This is a genomic window from Streptomyces sp. NPDC028314, assembly GCF_055565795.1.
Genome location: NZ_JBVHTP010000004.1, coordinates 315,477 through 334,715 on the forward strand (window position 1 = coordinate 315,477; position 19,239 = coordinate 334,715).

Sequence of the window (19,239 nt, forward strand, 5' to 3'; positions counted from 1 at the left end):
TGCGCGGCGGCCGACTGGGTATGGCTGCGGTGTTCCCCGGGGGTGTTCCATGGGCTTTCCGATCAACTCGCACAAAGGAGTGCTCCCATGAACACCCGGACCGTCCGCATACCCGCGAAACGCCCCGCCGCCCCGCTCGCCCACCTGCCGGCCCAGACCGGGCTGGGGGAGGGCACCCTCACCAGCGAGCCCTCGCTGGCCGACACCGCGCACGCGCCGCTGACCAGCGAGCCTCCGCTCACCGACGAGGCGCCGCTGACGAGCGAGCCGACCACTCCCGCCACGGCCGCGGCCGCGGGCGACTAGAGACAGGGACTTCCATGGACGACCTCGCCCGGCTCGCGGCCCTGCACGGCGTCGCCACCAGCTACCAGCCCGCCGAGGACGTCACCGTCCGGGTCCCGGAAGCCACCGTGGCCGCCGTGCTCGGGGAGTTGGGGGTCGAGGCGGGGCAGCCCGCGGCCGTACGGGACCACCTCGCGGCGGCGGACCGCGCGGCGCGGGAGCGGCTGCTGCCGCCCGTACTGGTGAGCTGGGCCGGGCGGGCGCCGGACGGGCTGGAGGCACTGCCGCCGGGGACGGCGGTCCGGGTCACGCTGGAGGAGGGCGGTGAGCTGCCGTGGGGCCCCGGCCTGCCGTTCGGCGTCCACCGGCTCACCGCCGAGGCACCCGGCGGCCGGGTGGCGGAGGCCGCCCTGATCGTGGCCCCGGACCGGGCCCCGGCCGCGCCCGACCGGGCCCACGGGCTGCTCGTCCAGCTGTACTCGCTGCTGTCCGAGAGCTCCTGGGGCATGGGCGACCTCGGGGACCTGGCGGAGCTGGCCCGCTGGGCCGGCCGCACCCACGGCGCCGGGTTCATCCAGGTCAACCCGCTGCACGCGGCCGTCCCCGGGACCCCGACGGACCCCTCCCCGTACCGGCCGTCCTCCCGCCGCTTCCCGGACCCGGTGCACTTGCGGATCGAGGACGTCCCCGAGTACGCGGGCTGCCCCGACCGGGAGGCCCTCGCGGAGCTGGCGGCGCGGGGCGGGGAGTTGCGCCGCGAGGTGCTGGAGAAGGGCGCGCTGATCGACCGGGACGCCGTGTGGGCCCTCAAGCGGGCCGCCCTGGAGCTGCTGTACGCCGTCCCGCGCGATCCCGAACGGGACGCCGCGTACGAGGCCTTCCGTGCCGGGGGCGGGGCCGCGCTGGCCCGGCACGCCGCCTGGTTCGCGCTGGCCGAGCGGTACGGGGCCGACCGCGCGCGCTGGCCGCAGGACGCCGCGGCCGCCCCGGAGGCCGTCGCCTTCCACTGCTGGCTGGCCTGGCTGACCGACGCCCAGCTGGCCGCCGCCCAGCGCAGCGCCCGGGAGGCGGGCATGGCCGTCGGCCTGGTCCACGACCTGGCGGTCGGGGTGCACCCCGAGGGCGCGGACGTCTGGGCCGCGCCCGGCACCCACGCGGCCCGGACCACGGTCGGCGCCCCGCCGGACGCCTTCAACGCGCGCGGCCAGGACTGGGGGCTGCCGCCGTGGCGGCCGGACGCGCTGGCCGCTTCCGGGTACGCCCCCTTCCGGGAGCTGCTGCGCGGGGTGTTCCGCCATGCGGGCGCGCTGCGCATCGACCACGTCATGGGGCTGTTCCGGCTCTGGTGGATCCCGGAGGGCACCCCGCCCGCGGAGGGCACGTACGTCTCCTACGACGGCGAGGCGATGCTGGCGGTGCTGGTGCTGGAGGCCCACCGGGCCGGGGCCCTGGTCATCGGGGAGGACCTCGGGACGGTGGAGCCGCGGGTCCGCCGCGCCCTGGCCCGGCGCGGGGTGCTCGGCACCTCCGTGCTGTGGTTCGAGCGGGACTGGGAGGGCGGTGGAGCCCCGTTGGAGCCCGCGGCCTGGCGGGCGGACTGCCTGGCGACGGCCACCACCCACGATCTGCCGCCCACCGCCGCGAAGCTGGCCGGGGCGCACGTCCAACTGCGGGACCGGCTGGGTCTGCTGGCCCGCCCGGTGGAGGTGGAGCGGGCCGAGGACGAGGCCGACACCGCGCAGTGGCTGGCCGTACTGGACCGGCTGGGGCTGGAGGCGAAGGACGAGGAGGCCGCCGTACGGGCCCTGTACGCGTTCCTGCTGCGCACCCCCGCCCGGCTGGTCGGCGTATGGCTGCCGGACGCGGTGGGGGACCGGCGGCCGCAGAACCTGCCGGGGACCTGGGACCAGTACCCCAACTGGCGGCTGCCGGTCGCCGACGCGGCGGGCCGGCCGCTGACCCTGGAGGCGCTGACGGCCTCACCCCGCGCGAACGCGCTGCTGAGCGCCGTGCGGGAGGGCGCGCGGACCCGTACGGCACCCCCGGGCGCGCGCTCCGTTTAGGTGTTCGCTACTTTTGCACCGTGGACAAGAAGAACGCTCTGCGCGCCGGCGCCGTCACGGCCGGAACGACGCTGATGATGCTGCTGATGACGTCTCCCGCCCTCGCGGCCGCCCGCGACGACGGCGACGACCCGGGTCCGGGCCTGAGCATTGGCGAGACGCTCGGCCTTTTCGTGGCCACGCCGATCGTGCTGTTCCTGGTCATCGCGGGTCTCGTGATGGTGGGCGACAAGTCGCGCAAGCAGTCCTCCGCCGGCTGAGACCGGCCGGTACACCGGCTCACCGACACCGCATGACGCCTGCCGGCGTCGGGCGGGTCGCTCCGATGCGGCTGTGGCCGCGCGGGGAAAGCCACTTCATATGACTTCCGGGGCGCCGGGGGTCCGCAGGCCGACGACCGTCGGCAACGTTGCGGACCCCCGGCGCCCCGTCGTGTTCACGGGGTGCCGGCCAGCAGCTTCCTGAGCAGGCCGCTGAGCACCTCGACCTCCTCCGGACTGAGCCCGGTGAGCGCGGCGCGCTGCACCTCCACGCCCGCGGTGACGGCCTCGTCGATCAGCGCCAGCCCGCGGTCGGTGATCGTCACCTGGAGGCCGCGCCGGTCGTGCGGATCGGGGCTGCGGGACAGCAGCCCGGCCTTCTCCAGCTTGTCCAGGCGCCCGGTCATGCCGCCGGTGGTGAGCATCAGGGTGGCGGACAGCTCCCGGGGCGAGAGGGTGTACGGGATTCCGGATCGCCGCAGGGTGGCGACGACGTCGAACTCCCCGCGGGAGATGCCGTAGCGGTTGTAGGTCCGCTCCATCTCGTCGCCCATGGCCTTGGTGATCCGGTAGATGCGGCCGAAAACGGCCATGGGCGTGGTGTCCAGGTCCGGTCGCACGGCGTACCACTGGGCGGTGATCGCGTCGACGGCGTCCTTGTTGGCCTCGGTCATGAGCGCAGTATCCGGCTTCCACTTGTTTGATCGCAAGAAAGTTGCTTGACGGCAAGTAGCTTAGCGGTAAGCTACTTGCCAGCAACCTAATCGGGGGGAAGTGATCACGGTGATCAAGGACCGCAGGCAAGAGCGCAGGCAAGAGCGCGGAGAAGAGCGCAGAGAAGAGCGCGTGGCGGGGGAGCGGTCCCTGCTCGTCGGAGTCGGGATCAGTGCGATCGGGATCGGCATGTACGTCCCCTTCTCGCTCGTCTTCTTCCACCACGTCACCGGCCTCTCCTTCGCCCTCGTCGGCGCGGTGCTGACCGTGACCGGCCTGATCGGACTGGCCTTCATGCCGCTCGCCGGCTCGGCCGTCGACCGGTTCGGCGCGAAGAAGGTCAACCTGGCGCTCTACGCGGTACGGGCCCTCGGCTTCGCCCTCTACCCGTTCGCCGGGGCGCTTGCCGCCTTCGCCGCCGTCGCCCTGGTCACCGCCCTCGCCGACCGCTCCTTCTCCGTCGTCCAGCAGTCCCTGATCGGGGAAGTGGCGCACGGCGCCGCCCGGGACCGGCTCCAGGCCTCCATCCGGGCCCTGCAGAACGCCGGGATGGGGGCGGGCGCCCTGCTCGTCTCCGGGGTGCTGGCCGTCTGGGGCACCGGCGGGTTCACGTACACCGCCTGGGGCAACGCGGCCGCCTTCGCCCTCGCCGGGCTGCTCGTCTCCCGGGTCAAGCCGGTGCGGGGCGCTTCGGCCGCCCCGGCCGCCGTCGCCGGCCGGCCGGCCGCCGGATACCGCATGGTGCTGCGCGACCGCCCCTTCCTCGGCCTGACGGCCGCCAACTTCCTGACCGCGCTGGGCTACTCGGCCCTGTCCGTGCTCTTCCCGCTCTACATCGCCACCTGGCTGCACGGCCCCGACTCCCTCACCGGGGCGGCCTTCACCGTCAACACCGTCCTCTGCGCCGGGATCGGGGTCCTGGTCGCGAGCCGGGTGCGCCGCTCCGGAGCCCGCCGCACCCGCGCCGCCGCCCTCGGCTCGCTGCTCTTCGCCGCCGCGTTCGCCGGTCAGATCGTGCTCGGTACGGTCCGCCCCGGACAGACCGCGACCCTGGTCGCCCTGCTGGCGATCGTGGTCGTCTACACGCTCGGCGAACTGGTGCACAGCCCCTCGGGCGGCGCCCTGTCGGTCTCGGCCGCCCCCGAAGCCGTACGAGGCCGCTACCTGGCCACCTACCAGCTCTCCTACTCCCTGGCCATGGCCCTGGCGCCCTCCCTGTTCACCGTCCTGCTCTCCGTCGACGGCCGGCTGCCCTGGGCCGTCCTCACGGTCGCCGCGCTCGGCGCGGCCCTGGCCCTGACCCGGCTGGAGCGCCACCTGCCGGCCGAGGCCGTGCACGCCGAGCCGCCGGCGCCGATGCCGGTCGCCGGCACCGCCCCGCGCGACCCGGCCGCCGTCGCCGCCTGAGCCGCGCCCCGTCTCCCCCTCCCCAGCCCGCCCTCCTTCCCGAGGAGTCACCGTGAACCGCCTCGCCACCGTCGCCCTGACCGCCCTGGCCCCCATCTCCTGGGGCTCCACCTACGCCGTGGCCACCGAACTGCTGCCGCCCGACCGGCCGCTGTTCACCGGGGTCATGCGGGCCCTGCCCGCCGGACTGCTGCTCGTCGCCCTGTCCCGGACCCTGCCCAAGGGCGAGTGGTGGTGGAAGTCCGCCGTCCTCGGCACCCTCAACATCGGCGCCTTCTTCCCGCTGCTCTTCCTCTCCGCCTACCGGCTCCCCGGCGGGGTCGCCGCCGTACTGGGCTCCGCCGGACCGCTGTTCGTCGTCGGGCTCGCCGCCCTCGTCCTCGGGGAGCGGGCGCGGCTGAGGACCGTACTGGCCGCCGTCACCGCCGCCTTCGGCGTGAGCATGGTGGTCCTGACCGCCGAGGCGAAGCTGGACCTCATCGGGATCATCGCCGGAGTGGTCTCCTCCGCGTCCATGGGCGCCGGCACCGTGATGACCAAGCGCTGGGGCCGCCCCGAGGGCGTCGGCCCGCTGGCCATGACCGGCTGGCAGCTCACCGCCGGCGGGCTGGTCATCATCCCGATCGCCGCCATCGTGGAGGGGGCGCCGCCCGCCCTCGACGGCAAGGCCTTCCTCGGCTACGGCTACATGATGCTGATCAACACCGGGATCGCCTACTGGCTCTGGTTCCGCGGCATCGGCAAGCTGACCGCCACCTCCGTCACCCTGCTCGGCCCGCTCTCCCCGCTCACCGCCGCCGTCATCGGCTGGGCCGCGCTCGGCCAGGCGCTCACCCCCGTCCAGCTGCTGGGCATGACGATCGCCTTCGGGGCGACCGTGGCGGGGCAGCTCGCCCAGCGGGCGCCCGAGGCGGCCGGTGAGAGCGAAGCCACCCTCCTGGAACCGTTCAGTTCTGCTGAAGAGACTGATCGAAATGTTTCGATGGACCTGGGCAATGATGGAGTGCGACGCTGACCCGACGAACAACGCACCCGACCCCGAGGGGGAGACACACAGTGGCCGTCACGGACCGCGCCCGTACCGTTCCGCAGGCACAGCAGCTCAGCACCACCGGGAAGAGGGGGGCCGCCGGACTCGGCGTACTCCTCGCCCTGGTCGCGACGGTCGTCTGGTCCGGCAGCTTCATCGCCACCCGGGGGATGGCCGAGTCCGTCCCGCCCGTCCAGGCCGTCTTCTGGCGCTGGGTCATCGCCGCCGTGGCCGTCACCCCCTTCGCCGCCCGCCAGGCCTGGCGGCAGCGGGCCCTGATCCGGGCGCACCTCGGCTACATATCCCTGGCCACCCTCTTCGGGGTCACCCTCTACAACACCCTCGTCCACCAGGCCGGCCTGACCACCTCCGCCTCCAACATGGGCATGATCATGGCCGCCTCGCCGGTCATCATGGCCCTGTACGCCCGCCTCGGCGGCGAGCGGCTCGGCATCCGCCGCACCTTCGGGATGCTGCTCGCGGCCTTCGGGGTGCTGCTGCTCGTCGGGGACGGCTCGCTCGGCTTCGACTTCAGCGCCGGCGACCTGTGGATGTTCGCCGCCGCCCTGTCCTTCGCCACGTACAGCGCACTGCTCAAGCGCAAGCCCGCCGAACTGGGCGGACTCGCCTTCCTGATCACCACCTTCGTGCTCGGCGCGCTGATGCTGGCCCCCGCCTACGCCGTCTCCGTCAAGGTCCAGGGCGGCTTCGCCCTCACCCCCGGCACCGGCGGCATGCTGCTCTACGTCGGCGTGATGTCCTCCGCCGTCGCCTTCTTCGCCTGGAACAAGGCCATCTCGGTCATCGGCGCCGCCCGCGCCGGCGTCGTGTACTACCTCCAGCCGGTCTGCGTCGCCGGGCTCGGCCTCCTGCTGCTGGGCGAGCGGACGGGCCCCGCGCAGCTGCTCTGCATGGCGCTCATCCTCGGCGGTGTCAGCCTCGGTGCCCGCCGGTAGGTTCGGTCCCATGACCGAGTGGGACATCAAGAAGCTGCGGATCCTGCGGACCCTGGCCGATCAGGGGACCGTGACCGCGACGGCCGAGGCGCTGCACATGACGCCCTCGGCCGTTTCGCAGCAGCTGACCAATCTCGCCCGGCAACTGGGGGTGCCGCTGCTGGAGGCCCAGGGGCGGCGGGTCCGACTCACCGACGCCGCCCACCTGGTCCTGCGGCACGCCGAGGCCGTGTTCACCCAGCTGGAACGGGCCGACGCCGAACTCGCCGGCTACCTGTCGGGGGACGTCGGGGAGGTGCGGATCGGGGCCTTCTCCACCGCCGTGCCCGTGCTGGTGGTCCCGGCCGTCGCCGCCCTGCGCCGGAGTCACCCCGGCGTGGAGGTACGGGTCCAGGAGACCGAGGCCGCCGAGTCGTACGAGCTGCTGTCCGCCGGGGCCGTCGACCTCGCCCTGTCCCTCGCCGCCCACGCCCCGACCGCCCGGGACCCCCGCTTCACCCGGGTCACGCTGCTGGAGGACCCGCTGGACGTGGCCCTGCCCCCCGACCACCCCCTGGCGGCCGCGCCGGCCCTGCGGCTGGCCGACCTGTCCGGGGACCGGTGGATCTACGGCGGCAGCGGCCCCTGGTCGCAGATCACCCGGAGCGCGTGCGAGGCGGCCGGGTTCGTCCCCGAGCAGGCCCACTCCGCGTCCGGCTGGACGGCCATCCTGGCCATGGTGGAGGCCGGCATGGGCGTGGCCCTCGTCCCCCGCATGGTCACGGGCCGCGCCTCGGGCGTCGCCGTCCGCGTCCTGGCCCACGACCGGCCCACCCGGCACGTGGTCGCGGCCCTGCGCCGCGGCTCCGAATCCGCCCCGGCGGTGGCCCACGTCCTGGCCGCGCTGCGGGCGGTCCCGGCAGCCGGCCGGGCGGGGGACGAGGCCGGCCGGGCGGCGCACGGGGCCGGCTGAGCGGGAGAGGCCCGCGCGGCCGGCGTACGGCCCGCAGCAGGAGCCGGCGTACGGCCCGCGGCAGGAAGCCAAGCCCCCGGCAGCGGAACGCCCCCCGGTGCGCGATGCACCGGGGGGCGTCCCGTACGTACCGCGGTCCGGCGTCAGGACGCGGCGGCCGCGTCCGCCGCCTGGGCCTTCAGCGCGCGCTCGATGCCCGCACGGGACTCCGAGACCAGACGGCGCAGGCCCGCGGTCGGCTCGGCCGAGGCCAGCCACGCGTCCGTCGCCGCCAGGGTCTCCTCGGAGACCTGGAGCGAGGGGTACAGGCCCACCGCGATCTGCTGGGCGATCTCGTGGCTGCGGGTCTCCCAGACCTCCTTGAGCGCCGTGAAGTACTTCTCCGTGTACGGGGCGAGGAGCTCGCGCTGGTCGGTCTGGACGAAGCCGCCGATCACCGCCTCCTGCACCGCGTTCGGCAGCGAGTCGCCCTCGACGACCGAGGCCCACGCCTGCGCCTTGGCCTCCGCCGTCGGGCGCGCCGCCCGGGCGGTGGCCGCGTGGCGCTCGCCCGCGGCGGTGGCGTCCCGCTCCAGCTCGGCCGCGACGGCCGGCTCGCCCGCGACACCCGTCGCGACCAGGCGCTCCAGGAACGCCCAGCGCAGATCGGTGTCGACGGCCAGGCCCTCGACCACCGCGGTGCCGTCCAGCAGCGCCGACAGGTGGGCCAGCTGCTCCTCGGTACGGGCCGTCGCCGCGAAGGCACGGGCCCACGCCAGCTGGTGGTCGCTGCCCGGCGCGGCCGCGCGCAGGTGCTCCAGCGTGGCCTCGGTCCAGACGGCGAGGCCCTGCTCGCGCCAGGCCGGGTCGGCGTACAGCTCGACGGCCAGCTTCACCTGGCGGTGCAGCGACTGCACCACGCCGATGTCCGACTCCTTGCCGATGCCCGACAGGACCAGCGACAGGTAGTCGCGGGTGGCCAGTTCGCCGTCCCGCGTCATGTCCCAGGCCGATGCCCAGCACAGCGCGCGCGGCAGCGACTCGGTGAAATCGCCCAGGTGGGCGGTGACGTTGGCCAGCGAGACCTCGTCCAGGCGGACCTTCGCGTAGGACAGGTCGTCGTCGTTCAGCAGTACGACCGCCGGACGGGTCCGCCCCTCCAGCTCCGGTACCGCCGTCAGGCCGCCGTCGATGTCCAGCTCGATCCGGTCCGTGCGCACCAGCCGGCCGTCGCGCAGGTCGTACAGGCCGACCGCGATGCGGTGCGGGCGCAGTACGGGCTCTCCCTTGGCACCCGCGGGCAGCGCCGGGGCCTCCTGGCGGACGGCGAACGCGGTGATGACGCCCTGCGCGTCCGTCTCGATCTCCGGGCGCAGGATGTTGATGCCGGCCGTCTCCAGCCACGCCTTCGACCAGGCGGTCAGATCGCGGCCCGAGGTCTCCTCCAGGGCGCCCAGCAGGTCGGACAGGCGCGTGTTCCCGAAGGCGTGCGCCTTGAAGTACGCCTGCACGCCCTTGAAGAAGGCGTCCATGCCGACGTAGGCCACGAGCTGCTTGAGCACCGAGGCACCCTTGGCGTACGTGATCCCGTCGAAGTTGACGAGCACGTCGTCGAGGTCACGGATGTCCGCCATGATCGGGTGCGTGGACGGCAGCTGGTCCTGCCGGTACGCCCAGGTCTTCATGGAGTTGGCGAAGGTGGTCCACGCGTGCGGCCACTTCGAGCCCTCGGCGTACGCCTGGCAGGCGATCGAGGTGTACGTCGCGAAGGACTCGTTCAGCCAGAGGTCGTTCCACCACTCCATGGTGACGAGGTCGCCGAACCACATGTGCGCGAGCTCGTGCAGGATCGTCTCGGCGCGCACCTCGTAGGCCGCGTCCGTCACCTTCGAGCGGAAGACGTACTGGTCGCGGATGGTGACCGCGCCCGCGTTCTCCATCGCGCCGGCGTTGAACTCCGGCACGAAGAGCTGGTCGTACTTCGCGAAGGGGTAGGCGTAGGCGAACTTCTCCTGGAACCAGTCGAAGCCCTGCCGCGTCACGTCGAAGATCGCGTCGGCGTCGAGGAACTCGGCGAGCGAGGGCCGGCAGTAGATGCCGAGCGGGACGGACTGACCGTCCGGGCCCTCGTACGAGCTGTGCACCGCGTGGTACGGGCCGACGATCAGCGCGGTGATGTACGTCGAGATCCGCGGGGTCGGCTCGAAGGACCAGACGTTGTCCTTGACGTCCGCGGCCTTCGGCGTCGGGGAGTTCGAGATGACCGTCCAGCCCTCGGGGGCCGTCACGGTGAACTGGAACGTCGCCTTCAGATCGGGCTGCTCGAAGCTGGCGAAGACCCGCCGCGCATCCGGCACCTCGAACTGGGTGTACAGGTAAGCCTGCTGGTCGACCGGGTCGACGAAGCGGTGCAGGCCCTCACCCGTGTTGGTGTACGCGCAGTCCGCGACGACACGGAGCTCGTTGGCCCCGGCGGCGAGGTGCGCCAGCGCGATCCGGGAGTCCCGGAAGACGGCGGCCACGTCCAGCGACCGGCCGTTCAGCACGACCTCGTGCACGGCCGGGGCGACCAGGTCGATGAAGGTCTCGGCACCCGCCTCGGCCGACCGGAAGCGCACGGTCGTCACGGACGGGTAGGTGCCGCCCTCCTGCGCACCGCTGAGATCGAGTTCGACCTCGTACGAGTCGACGGTGAGCAGCTTCGCCCGCTGCTGAGCCTCTTCACGGGTGAGATTCGTGCCTGGCACGCGTTCATCTCCTTCGATGGTGACGTTCCGGGCCATCCTTCCACGCGTCCCGGGTCACCGCTCCGGAGAATTTCTCCCACGAACGCGATGTCCGATTTCCGCCAGCCTTTCGGGATGTGGACGCCCACCCTGGACCTCATGACCACCGCGACGAACCACGCCGTCCTCCCGATCGCCCCGGCCGCCCTGGCCTCGCTGCGCCTGCGCGACGACGCGGGCCGCCCCTGCCTGCCCTACGAGGACCCCGAGGGCGGCGCCCCGCTGCGCTGCTGCCTGCGCCCCAGCCGCCCCGGAGAGCGGATCGCCCTCGTCTCCTACGCCCCGCTGCGCCGCTGGGCCGCCGCGACCGGCACCGACCCGGGCGCCTACGACGAACAGGGCCCGGTCTTCGTACACGCCGCCGACTGCGGCGGACCGGCCCCCGCACCCGGCTTCCCCTTCGCCCACGCGGGCGCCCTGCGCGTCGCCCGGCGCTACGACGCGGGCGGCCGCATCCTCGGCGGCCGGTTGCTCGCCCTCGGGGAGGACCCGGCCGCGCCGATCGCCGACGCCTTGGCGGAGGCCTTCGCCGACCCGGCCACCGCCCTGGTGCACGTACGGGCGGTCGAGTACGGCTGCTTCCTCTTCGAGGTCCGGCGCGCCTGAGCCCCGGGTCCCGAACGACGGGAGGGCGGCGCCGGCACGGCACCGCCCTCCCCTCTCGTCGGCCGGATCAGCCGCGCAGCTCCTCGGCCACCAGCTCCGCGATCTGGACGGCGTTCAGGGCCGCGCCCTTGCGGAGGTTGTCGTTCGACAGGAACAGCGCCAGGCCGTTCTCGGCGGTCTCGTCGGCGCGGATGCGGCCCACGTACGAGGCGTCCTTGCCGGCCGCCTGGAGGGGGGTCGGGATCTCGGAGAGCTCGACGCCCGGGGCGTCCTTCAGCAGCTCGTAGGCGCGCTCGACGCTGATCGGGCTCGCGAAGCGGGCGTTGACCTGGAGCGAGTGGCCCGAGAAGACCGGCACGCGCACGCAGGTGCCGGACACCTTGAGCTCCGGGATCTCCAGGATCTTGCGGGACTCGTTGCGGAGCTTCTGCTCCTCGTCGGTCTCGAAGGAGCCGTCGTCGACCAGGTTGCCCGCGAGCGGGACCACGTTGTAGGCGATCGGGCGCTTGTAGACGGCCGGCTCCGGGAAGTCCACGGCGCCGCCGTCGAAGGTCAGCTGGTCGGCGGCCTCGGAGACGGCACAGGCCTGGCTCTTGAGCTCGGCGACACCGGCCAGGCCCGAGCCGGACACGGCCTGGTAGGTGGTGGCGACCAGCGCGGTCAGACCGGCCTCGTCGTGCAGCGGGCGCAGCACCGGCATCGCGGCCATGGTGGTGCAGTTCGGGTTCGCGATGATGCCCTTGGGGCGGTTCTTGATCGCGTGCGGGTTGACCTCGGAGACGACCAGCGGCACCTCGGGGTCGCCGCGCCAGGCCGAGGAGTTGTCGATCACGACGGCGCCCTGGGAGGCCACCTTCTCCGCGAGGGCCCTGGAGGTGGCCCCGCCCGCGGAGAAGAGCACGATGTCCAGGCCGGAGTAGTCGGCCGTGGAGGCGTCCTCGATGGTGATGTCCCGGCCCTGCCACTCCACGGTCGTACCCGCCGAACGGGCCGAGGCGAACAGCCGCAGCTCGTCCACCGGGAACTTGCGCTCGGCCAGGATGCCGCGCATGACTCCGCCGACCTGTCCGGTGGCTCCGACGATTCCGACCCTCACGGTGACTCCTCTTGGTACGTACGACGCGGGCGCGCGTGAAGCCATCATGCGTTCGACCCCACGAGCCTTGTCCAATCCATTGTCCGAGGTACGGACGGTGTCGTGGATGTGAACCCCCGTGACGAGTCCGTGACGGGGGTGTTGCGGCCCTCTCAAAGGTCCGTTTTGCCTGGTCAGAGCCGGTTAACGTCCGATCTGCCGTGTCCGTTTTCCGGACGCGGCGTACCAGGAATCGAAACGACTGACTCGGGGAGAACCACCGTGCGCGCCATCCGCCACCGCCGCCGGTCCATACCGGCGCTCGCCGCCCTCGCGGCCGCCGCCGTCGCCGCACCCGTCCTGCTGACCGCCACTCCGGCGGCCGCCCACGGCCCGCGCGAGGGCAGGCTCGCCAAGGAGCTGGTCGAGGAGGTCACCGCGCGCGGTGCCTACCGCCACCTGGCGAAGTTCCAGCAGATCGCGGACGCCAACGGCGGCAACCGGGCCGCCGGCACACCGGGCCACGCGGCCTCCGCCGCGTACGTCCACGACACCCTCAAGAAGGCCGGGTACCAGGTCTCGTACCAGGACTTCGACATCTACCAGGCACACACGAAGACGGAGAAGGCGACGGTCCTCGGCGGCGCCGACACCCGCGAGCTGGCCACCGCCGCCTTCACCTTCACCAAGTCCACCCCGGCCGGGGGCCTGGCCGCCCCGCTCGCCCTCGCGCGGGTCGACGAGACCCCCGGCTGCGAGGCCGAGGACTACCCGGCCGGCGCCTTCACCGGCAAGATCGCCCTGGTCAAGCGGGGCGCCTGCACCTTCTTCGAGAAGGAGAAGGCGGCTGCCGCGGCCGGCGCGGTCGGGGTCATCGTCTACAACCACAGCGGCACCACCCCGGTGCGCGGCACGTTCGGCTCGCCCGCCGAGGGCCTCATCCCGAGTGCGGGCATCACCCTGGCCGACGGCGAGGCGCTGACCGCGGCCGCCGCCAAGGGCGAGGTGAAGGTACGCCTGGACCTGGACCAGGAGCACGTCAAGAAGACCACCCGCAACGTGATCGCGGAGACGAAGGGCGGCCGGTCCGACCGCGTCGTGACGGTCGGCGCCCACCTGGACTCGGTCCCCGAGGGCCCGGGCATCAACGACAACGGCTCCGGCTCGGCGGGCCTGCTGGAGGTGGCCCTCAAGCTCGCCGACGAGGGCGCCAACAAGAAGGGCAAGGGACCCGCCAACAAGGTGCGCTTCGCCTGGTGGTCGGCGGAGGAGCTGGGCCTGCTGGGCTCCGAGCACTACGTGGCGCAGCTGTCCGAGAAGCAGAAGAAGGACATCGCGCTGTACCTGAACTTCGACATGATCGCCTCGCCGAACCCGGTGCAGTTCGTCTACGACGGCGACGACTCGGACAAGACCGGCGAGGGCGCGGGCCCGGCCGGCTCGGCGCAGATCGAGTCCCTGATCAACGGCTTCCTCGACAGGAAGCACAAGCCGCACGAGGGCAGTGACTTCGACGGCCGCTCCGACTACGGCCCGTTCATCGCGAACGGCATCCCGGCCGGCGGTACCTTCACGGGCGCCGAGGGCGTCAAGACCGCCGAGCAGGCCAAGCGGTACGGCGGCACGGCCGGCGCCCCGTACGACCCGAACTACCACGGGGCGGGGGACACCCTGAAGAACCTGGACCTCAAGGCCTTCGACACGAACCTCGACGTGATCGCGTACGCGGTGGGCACCTACGCCGAGGACCTGCGGTCGCTGGGCAAGTAGGCCCGTAGCCCGCCCCGGCCCGAGGGGCGGGGGCGGAGGGGGAAAGCCCGAAGGGGCGGTGCTCGGCAGAGCACCGCCCCTTCGGCTTCGTACTACGGCAGGACCTTCTCGATCTGCACGCTGCCGGTGCCGGCGGCGGTGCCGCGGGCGTTGAGCAGCTGGACCTGGCCGAAGAACTGACGGCCCTCCGGGGCCGCGCTGGCGACCAGGACGTTCGCCGAGACGGACGCCGAGGCGCCGGTGGCGAGGTTCACCGCGGCGGCCTCGTCGACCTGGACGGAGCCCAGGGCGGCCGAGAAGTACACGTCGCGGTAGTCGTACGTGGTGGTACCGGCCGGGATCGCGTAGCCGATGACCTTGATGCTGTAGGTGCCCGCGGCCGGGTTGACCAGGCTCACGGCCTCCTCGGAGTCGCCGTCGGCGGAGGAGCCGACCTTGACGCCGTCCTTGTAGACCTCCAGGTCGAGGTCCGCACCGGTGTCGGAGACCTTGCCGATCGCGACGTCGAGGCGCGAGACGCCCTCGCCGACCGTGACCTCGGTGGTCTGGGTCTCACCGGCGGCGATGGTCGGCTTGGCGACCTTCGCGGAGCCGAGCGGGCCGCCCTTGAGCTTGCCGCCGGAGATGGCCGCGGCCTCGTTCTTGATGGTCCACTGGACCGGAGCCGGGGTGCCCTGCTTGACCTCGGGCAGCACCTTGACCGCCGGGTCGAAGCCCGCGCCGAGGACGGAGACGTCCAGCTTGAACGGGTTGTCGAGCAGCGGCGACGTACGGCGCGACTCGACCTCGATCTCCCAGACGCCCGGGGTCGGCTCGGCGTACGAGCGCAGGTCCGGGCGGCAGGTGTTCGCCGGGTTGTCGTAGTTCGGGTAGCACATGGTGGTGGCGCTGTCCTCGACGCCCACACCGTACGGGTGGATCGAGATGAAGCGCGTCTGGCTGCCCGGCTTCAGACCGCCCAGGGCGACCTCAAGGGTCTTGGCGCCCTGCGGGACCGTCACGAAGTACGACTTGTGGCTGTTGCGCTGCACCGAGGAGGTGTCCGACAGCGTGAACGACGGCTTCGTCAGCGGGGTGGCGGCGACGACCGTGGTCAGGATCTGCTTGTCGATCCCCTCGGTGGTCTCGTCGTCCAGCTGGAGGATGCCGCTGTGGACGCCGGCCGACTTGGCGTTGGCCTCGACCTTGATGGTGACGGGCTTGTTCAGCGGCAGCGTGACGTAGTCGTAGCCGCCGATGACCTTGAAGGTCCCGTCGTTGTTGCGCCAGCTCAGGTTGTGCCGGGTGCCGTACTTGACGCCCGTGGTGCGGGTGACGACGACGTCGTAGACCTTCTTCTGGCCGACCTTCAGGCCGCCCTCGCGGTCGTAGACGCCGGTGCCGAAGCCCGGGGTCTTCAGGAACTGGTCGATCGCGGTGTCCACCGGCGCCTTGACGGTGAACTCGTTCGCCTTGGCGTCGCGCTGGACGGACTCCCACGCGCCGACGACGTCGATCAGACCGGAGCCCTGGGCGTGCGCCGGGACGCCGTCGATCTTCTTCGCGGTGCTGGTGAGCGCCACGCGCAGGCTCGCCGGGGTCAGCGCGAGGTGCTGCTGCTTGGCGGCCGAGATCAGCAGGGCGCTGGCGCCCGCCGCCTGCGGCGAGGACATCGAAGTGCCCTGGAGCATGCCGTAACCGGCCGGCAGGGTGTAGCCGGCCTCCTTCACCGGGGCGCCGGGCAGCCAGGTCTGGATGGTGTTGATGGCCGCGCCGGGGGCGGTGATGGTGGGCGTGAAGCCGCCGTCCTCACGCGGACCGCGCGAGGAGAACGGGAACATGTCGTACTTCTTGCTCACGCCGGAGCCGTAGTTGGCGGCCCAGGTCTCCTTGGAGACCGCGGCACCCACGGAGATGACCTTGTCCGCGAGACCGGGGTCACCGATGGTGTTGACACCGGGGCCCTCGTTGCCCGCCGAGATGACGAGCTGGACACCGTAGGTGTCGATGAGGTTCTTGTAGAGCTCGGAACGCGCGTTGTTGCCGTCGTTCAGCGCCGGCAGGCCGCCGATCGACATGTTCACGATGTCCACGCCGCGGTTCACGACGAGGTCGATCATGCCCTCGGTCAGCGCGATGTTGGTGCAGCCGCCGGACCAGGAGCAGGCGCGCGAGGAGACGATCTTGGCGCCGGGCGCCTCGCCGTTCATCTTGCCGCCGAAGAGGCTGTTGGCGGAGGTGATGCCGGCGACGTGCGTGCCGTGCTCGGACTCGATGATGCCGACGTTGACGAAGTCGACCTTCTTGCCGACCCAGTCACCGCCCAGCGGGTCCATCGGGACGTCCTTGCGGATCTCGATGGTGAACGGGATCCGCTCGGCCACGTCGGTCGCGGGGTTGTCCGTACCGAAGTAGCCGATCTGGAAGCCGTCCTTGTAGGGCTTCATCGGCTCGTTGTTGGTGAAGTCGCCGTCCTGGTCGGTGTCGACGCGGACGGTCCCGGCCACCGGGTCGTAGAGCAGGCCGAACCGGTCGGTGGTGTCGCCGTCCCGGTTGACGTCGCCCTTCATGTCACCGGTGGCGGTGATCGACTCGGTGAAGCGGCTCCACTGGAACGAGCCCTCCGGGGCCTTCCAGTTCTGCCCGCCCGCGGCGAAGGTGCCGCCGGCGACCGGGGTGACCTGCGCGCGCCAGGTGGCGTCGGCGTCCGCGATCGGGTCGGTCGCGGTGACCCAGTCGACGATCTTGCGCTCGCCGGTGGTGGTCTTCTGGAGCGCCGGGTGGCTGACGTCGACGCCCGAGTCCAGGATGCCGATGGTCACGCCGCGGCCGTCGGCCTGCGGGTTGTTCTTGACGAAGTCCACCGCGCCGGTCTCGAAGGACGGGTTGTACGGGTTCTTCGCGGGGGTGTTCTTGTCCGGCGCGGGGTAGGTCTCCGCCGCCGTCTTCTTGACCGTGCCGGTCTCGCGGCCCGAGGAGGGGCGCGGGTCCGGCAGCTGGATCTCGTGCCGCAGGTCGATGCCGTGGACCGAGGTCAGCTTGGCGGCCGCCTTCAGCGCGGCCTCGGCCTTGTCGGTCGGCAGGGTGGCGCGTACGTAACCGAGCTTGTCGTACGTCTGGCCCACCGACGCGCCCTGGACGGCGGTGAGCTGCTGGGCGACCTGCTTGGTCTCCCCGGGGGCGGTGGCGACCATGACGGTGACGTTCTTGTCACCCTTGGTCCTGGCCTCCTGCAGCAGCTCGGCGTCGGCCGAACCGAGCTTCTGGTCGGCCGACTTGACCGGCGGGGAGACCCACGGGTCGTCGGTGCTGCCTGCGGCGAAGGCGGGCATCGCTCCGGCCGCGCAGAGCGCGGCCACGAGGCCGGCCGCTGCCGCGACACGGGCCACGCGTCTGGTGGCCGGTGCGGCCCCAGATATGGAGCTGGGGGATTCGAGGGTCATCAGCATCCCTGGCTAAGTGAAAGATACGGTCCGGATTTCGGTGCCGGATGACCGGTCAGCCTTGCGCAAGTGACAGCTGTTTGGGGAGTGTTGTCATTGACCGAGACCTGACATGGCGGACTCTCGCCAGCGCGGGGAACATGCCAGTGGGACCGGACCTGGGTATACCGGGGCGAACCGCAGCGGTCATTCAGTGGATTTATCGACTTTGCGACGACAAGTGAGTGCCGGGGCGGGCTTTCGCCGTGTGGCGGGTGTGACAACTTTTGCGCGTTCAGCGCTCGCGCGTGCGCGCGTAGTGGCGCGAGGCCTTGGCGCGGTTTCCGCAGGCGGCCATGGAGCACCAGCGCCGCGTGCCGTTGCGCGAGGTGTCGTGGAAGTGCAGCGCGCAGGTCTCGGAGGCGCACGTGCGGATCCGGCCGGGCGCGGAGCCCAGCAGTTCCAGGTAGTCGCGGGCCGCGGTCCAGGCCGGACCCCAGGCGGGATCGGCGAACTCGGTCCGCTCGCCGGGGCCTTCGGCGGTGAGCGTGGCCCGGATCCGGCCGTGCTCCAGGACGGCGTCGATCAGGGCGCGCGCGCTCTCGTCGGCCGGGTCCGCGACGGCCCGGGCCAGGGCCTCGCGGGCGGTCAGCAGATGGACGAGGGTCGACGCGTCGGCGCGGAAGCGGGTGGCCAGGCCGGTGCTCTGCAGCCACACGGCGAGCCCCTCCACCCGGGTCAGCCCGCCGGCTCCCGCGAAGAGGTCCAAGGGTTCGCCGTCCTGCGTCCAGCGCGTGTTCAGCAGATCGAGGGAGACCGGCTCGCCGGTCAGTGGGCGCGGGTCCGCCGTCGTCCGGTCCGCCATGTTCCCGCCTCTGCCGCCGCTCGCTAACCGCTCAAGGGTACGTGACCGGTTGGCGGGCGGCGCCGCGCCCGGGTTCCACGCCGCCTCACCGGGGGAGTACGACCAGGTAGGCGGCGGGCTCCCGGTCGCCGGAGGCCGTCAGTGCGGTCCGGACGACCGAGGCCTGCTGCTCGGGCCAGTCGCGGAGCTTGCGCGGGGTCAGGTGCAGCACGGTCACCCCGAGCCGCTCCAGGGTCTCGCGCTTGCGGACGCACTCCGACCACTCCTCGTCCTCGCCCTGGCGCGGTGCGCGCGTGTCGATCTCCACGGCGACCGCGTGCTCGGGCCAGTAGGCGTCGACTCCGCCGAGGTGGGGGCCGCCGGGCAGCCGGAGGTCCACGTTCCAGACGGGCTCGGGGAGGTCGTAGCCGCGTACGAGCTGGTACAGCCGCTCCTCGGCGATGGCCCGGCCCTCGGCGAGGAGGGACTCGACGGCGTCGACGACGTGGGGCCGGTTCAGCAGCCGGGCCACCGTCAGCTCCCGTACGACGGCCGCCGGTTCGCAGTGCCCGCCGCGCACGGCCTCGCTCAGCAGGCGGCGCACCACTCCGGCGTCGGAGAGCTGGGCGACGGCGTCGGCGACCGCCCGCGCGACGGGGGCGACCGGGAGGCCGGTCACCTCCTGGGACCGGGGCGGGGTGTGCGTGCGGACGATCCGGACGCCGCCGGTGGACCGCAGCCGGCGGGTGCCGGGCACGAGCACGTCGATCTGCGGGAGCCCGAGCAGCGCGGGGGCCGAGTGGAACCGGTACAGCGCGAGGGCCGCCAGCCCGGTGATCATGACCTCGCCCGTGCCGCGCCGGCCGGCGTACAGCAGCGCCGCGTGCAGCCGCTCCTCGCTGGTCGCGGGGCCGGAGTGGAGCAGGAACACCCCGGGCAGGAGCTGCTGCCAGGGCCGCTCGGCGGCGTCGGAGGCGGTGATGCCGTGCTCGCGGAGCTGCGCGAGGGTGAGCACGCGGGGGCGGCTGCCGGTGAGGTGGGCGAGGGGGAGGGGCGCGTTGTGGTTCATGTGGCGGAGATTCCCGCGGGACGGGGGCCCGCTAACCCCTGT

The 19,239-nt window shown here is 72.6% G+C and carries 15 protein-coding genes; 9 read left to right on the forward strand and 6 right to left on the reverse strand.

Annotated features, from left to right (window positions below; translation table 11 throughout):
- The first annotated feature begins 87 nt into the window (after nt 1-87).
- From ACZ4TG_RS12370 to ACZ4TG_RS12380, 3 genes are read left to right on the forward strand one after another with little or no spacing between them, the layout of a single operon-like run.
- A complete protein-coding gene (locus tag ACZ4TG_RS12370; protein ID WP_468161898.1) occupies nt 88-306 on the forward strand; it encodes a hypothetical protein in 219 nt (72 codons plus the stop codon).
- Nucleotides 307-320: 14 nt separating this feature from the next.
- On the forward strand, nt 321-2,348 hold the full coding sequence (gene malQ / locus ACZ4TG_RS12375; RefSeq protein WP_468161899.1) for a 4-alpha-glucanotransferase: 2,028 nt from the start codon (nt 321-323) through the stop codon (nt 2,346-2,348).
- Nucleotides 2,349-2,368: 20 nt separating this feature from the next.
- Complete coding sequence (locus tag ACZ4TG_RS12380) at nt 2,369-2,608, forward strand: hypothetical protein (protein ID WP_468161900.1); 240 nt, start codon at nt 2,369-2,371, stop codon at nt 2,606-2,608.
- A gap of 176 nt (nt 2,609-2,784) precedes the next feature.
- Here the strand turns inward: ACZ4TG_RS12380 and ACZ4TG_RS12385 are convergent, their stop codons facing one another.
- Nucleotides 2,785-3,282, reverse strand: a complete 498-nt coding sequence (locus ACZ4TG_RS12385; protein WP_468161901.1) for a MarR family winged helix-turn-helix transcriptional regulator — start codon at nt 3,280-3,282, stop codon at nt 2,785-2,787.
- Nucleotides 3,283-3,454: 172 nt separating this feature from the next.
- Between ACZ4TG_RS12385 and ACZ4TG_RS12390 the strand changes: the two genes are divergently transcribed.
- The 4 genes from ACZ4TG_RS12390 to ACZ4TG_RS12405 are packed head-to-tail and all read left to right on the forward strand — an operon-like array spanning nt 3,455 to nt 7,667.
- Nucleotides 3,455-4,729, forward strand: a complete 1,275-nt coding sequence (locus tag ACZ4TG_RS12390; RefSeq protein WP_468161902.1) for an MFS transporter — start codon at nt 3,455-3,457, stop codon at nt 4,727-4,729.
- 52 nt (nt 4,730-4,781) lie between these two features.
- The gene (locus tag ACZ4TG_RS12395; RefSeq protein ID WP_468161903.1) at nt 4,782-5,744 is read left to right on the forward strand and encodes an EamA family transporter; all 963 of its coding nucleotides are present in this window, start codon (nt 4,782-4,784) and stop codon (nt 5,742-5,744) included.
- Nucleotides 5,745-5,785: 41 nt separating this feature from the next.
- The gene (locus tag ACZ4TG_RS12400; RefSeq protein ID WP_468161904.1) at nt 5,786-6,715 is read left to right on the forward strand and encodes a DMT family transporter; all 930 of its coding nucleotides are present in this window, start codon (nt 5,786-5,788) and stop codon (nt 6,713-6,715) included.
- 10 nt (nt 6,716-6,725) lie between these two features.
- On the forward strand, nt 6,726-7,667 hold the full coding sequence (locus ACZ4TG_RS12405) for a LysR family transcriptional regulator (protein WP_468161905.1): 942 nt from the start codon (nt 6,726-6,728) through the stop codon (nt 7,665-7,667).
- 143 nt (nt 7,668-7,810) lie between these two features.
- Here ACZ4TG_RS12405 and pepN read toward each other — a convergent pair whose 3' ends face one another.
- Nucleotides 7,811-10,393 carry an aminopeptidase N gene (gene pepN / locus ACZ4TG_RS12410; protein WP_468161906.1) on the reverse strand — a complete coding sequence of 861 codons (2,583 nt, stop codon included), beginning with the start codon at nt 10,391-10,393 and terminating at the stop codon, nt 7,811-7,813.
- Between the two features lie 138 nt (nt 10,394-10,531).
- Between pepN and ACZ4TG_RS12415 the strand changes: the two genes are divergently transcribed.
- A complete protein-coding gene (locus ACZ4TG_RS12415; protein ID WP_468161907.1) occupies nt 10,532-11,038 on the forward strand; it encodes a DUF1203 domain-containing protein in 507 nt (168 codons plus the stop codon).
- Between the two features lie 67 nt (nt 11,039-11,105).
- Here ACZ4TG_RS12415 and ACZ4TG_RS12420 read toward each other — a convergent pair whose 3' ends face one another.
- Nucleotides 11,106-12,134, reverse strand: a complete 1,029-nt coding sequence (locus ACZ4TG_RS12420) for an aspartate-semialdehyde dehydrogenase (protein ID WP_468161908.1) — start codon at nt 12,132-12,134, stop codon at nt 11,106-11,108.
- 261 nt (nt 12,135-12,395) lie between these two features.
- On the opposite strand from ACZ4TG_RS12420, the gene ACZ4TG_RS12425 reads away from it, so the two are divergent.
- The gene (locus tag ACZ4TG_RS12425; protein WP_468161909.1) at nt 12,396-13,883 is read left to right on the forward strand and encodes a M28 family metallopeptidase; all 1,488 of its coding nucleotides are present in this window, start codon (nt 12,396-12,398) and stop codon (nt 13,881-13,883) included.
- A gap of 92 nt (nt 13,884-13,975) precedes the next feature.
- Here ACZ4TG_RS12425 and ACZ4TG_RS12430 read toward each other — a convergent pair whose 3' ends face one another.
- The 3 genes from ACZ4TG_RS12430 to ACZ4TG_RS12440 all read right to left on the reverse strand — a co-directional run bounded on the left by ACZ4TG_RS12430 (nt 13,976) and on the right by ACZ4TG_RS12440 (nt 19,197).
- Nucleotides 13,976-17,305 (reverse strand): S8 family serine peptidase, encoded by a 3,330-nt coding sequence (locus ACZ4TG_RS12430; RefSeq protein WP_468161910.1) that lies wholly within the window; start codon nt 17,303-17,305, stop codon nt 13,976-13,978.
- Between the two features lie 274 nt (nt 17,306-17,579).
- Entirely contained in the window at nt 17,580-18,149 is a 570-nt protein-coding gene (locus ACZ4TG_RS12435) for a CGNR zinc finger domain-containing protein (protein ID WP_468161911.1), read from the reverse strand.
- An 85-nt stretch (nt 18,150-18,234) separates the two neighbouring features.
- Entirely contained in the window at nt 18,235-19,197 is a 963-nt protein-coding gene (locus ACZ4TG_RS12440) for a hypothetical protein (protein ID WP_468161912.1), read from the reverse strand.
- Between the last annotated feature and the right edge of the window lie 42 nt (nt 19,198-19,239).

Bases quoted from the DNA above. Each gene is read 5' to 3' on its own strand.
- ACZ4TG_RS12370 (WP_468161898.1), top strand. From the start codon at position 88: ATGAACACCCGGACCGTCCGCATACCCGCGAAACGCCCCGCCGCCCCG.
- ACZ4TG_RS12385 (WP_468161901.1), bottom strand. From the start codon at position 3,282: ATGACCGAGGCCAACAAGGACGCCGTCGACGCGATCACCGCCCAGTGG.
- ACZ4TG_RS12405 (WP_468161905.1), top strand. From the start codon at position 6,726: ATGACCGAGTGGGACATCAAGAAGCTGCGGATCCTGCGGACCCTGGCC.
- ACZ4TG_RS12430 (WP_468161910.1), bottom strand. From the start codon at position 17,305: ATGACCCTCGAATCCCCCAGCTCCATATCTGGGGCCGCACCGGCCACC.
- ACZ4TG_RS12440 (WP_468161912.1), bottom strand. From the start codon at position 19,197: ATGAACCACAACGCGCCCCTCCCCCTCGCCCACCTCACCGGCAGCCGC.
- ACZ4TG_RS12415 (WP_468161907.1), top strand. From the start codon at position 10,532: ATGACCACCGCGACGAACCACGCCGTCCTCCCGATCGCCCCGGCCGCC.
- ACZ4TG_RS12435 (WP_468161911.1), bottom strand. From the start codon at position 18,149: ATGGCGGACCGGACGACGGCGGACCCGCGCCCACTGACCGGCGAGCCG.
- malQ (WP_468161899.1), top strand. From the start codon at position 321: ATGGACGACCTCGCCCGGCTCGCGGCCCTGCACGGCGTCGCCACCAGC.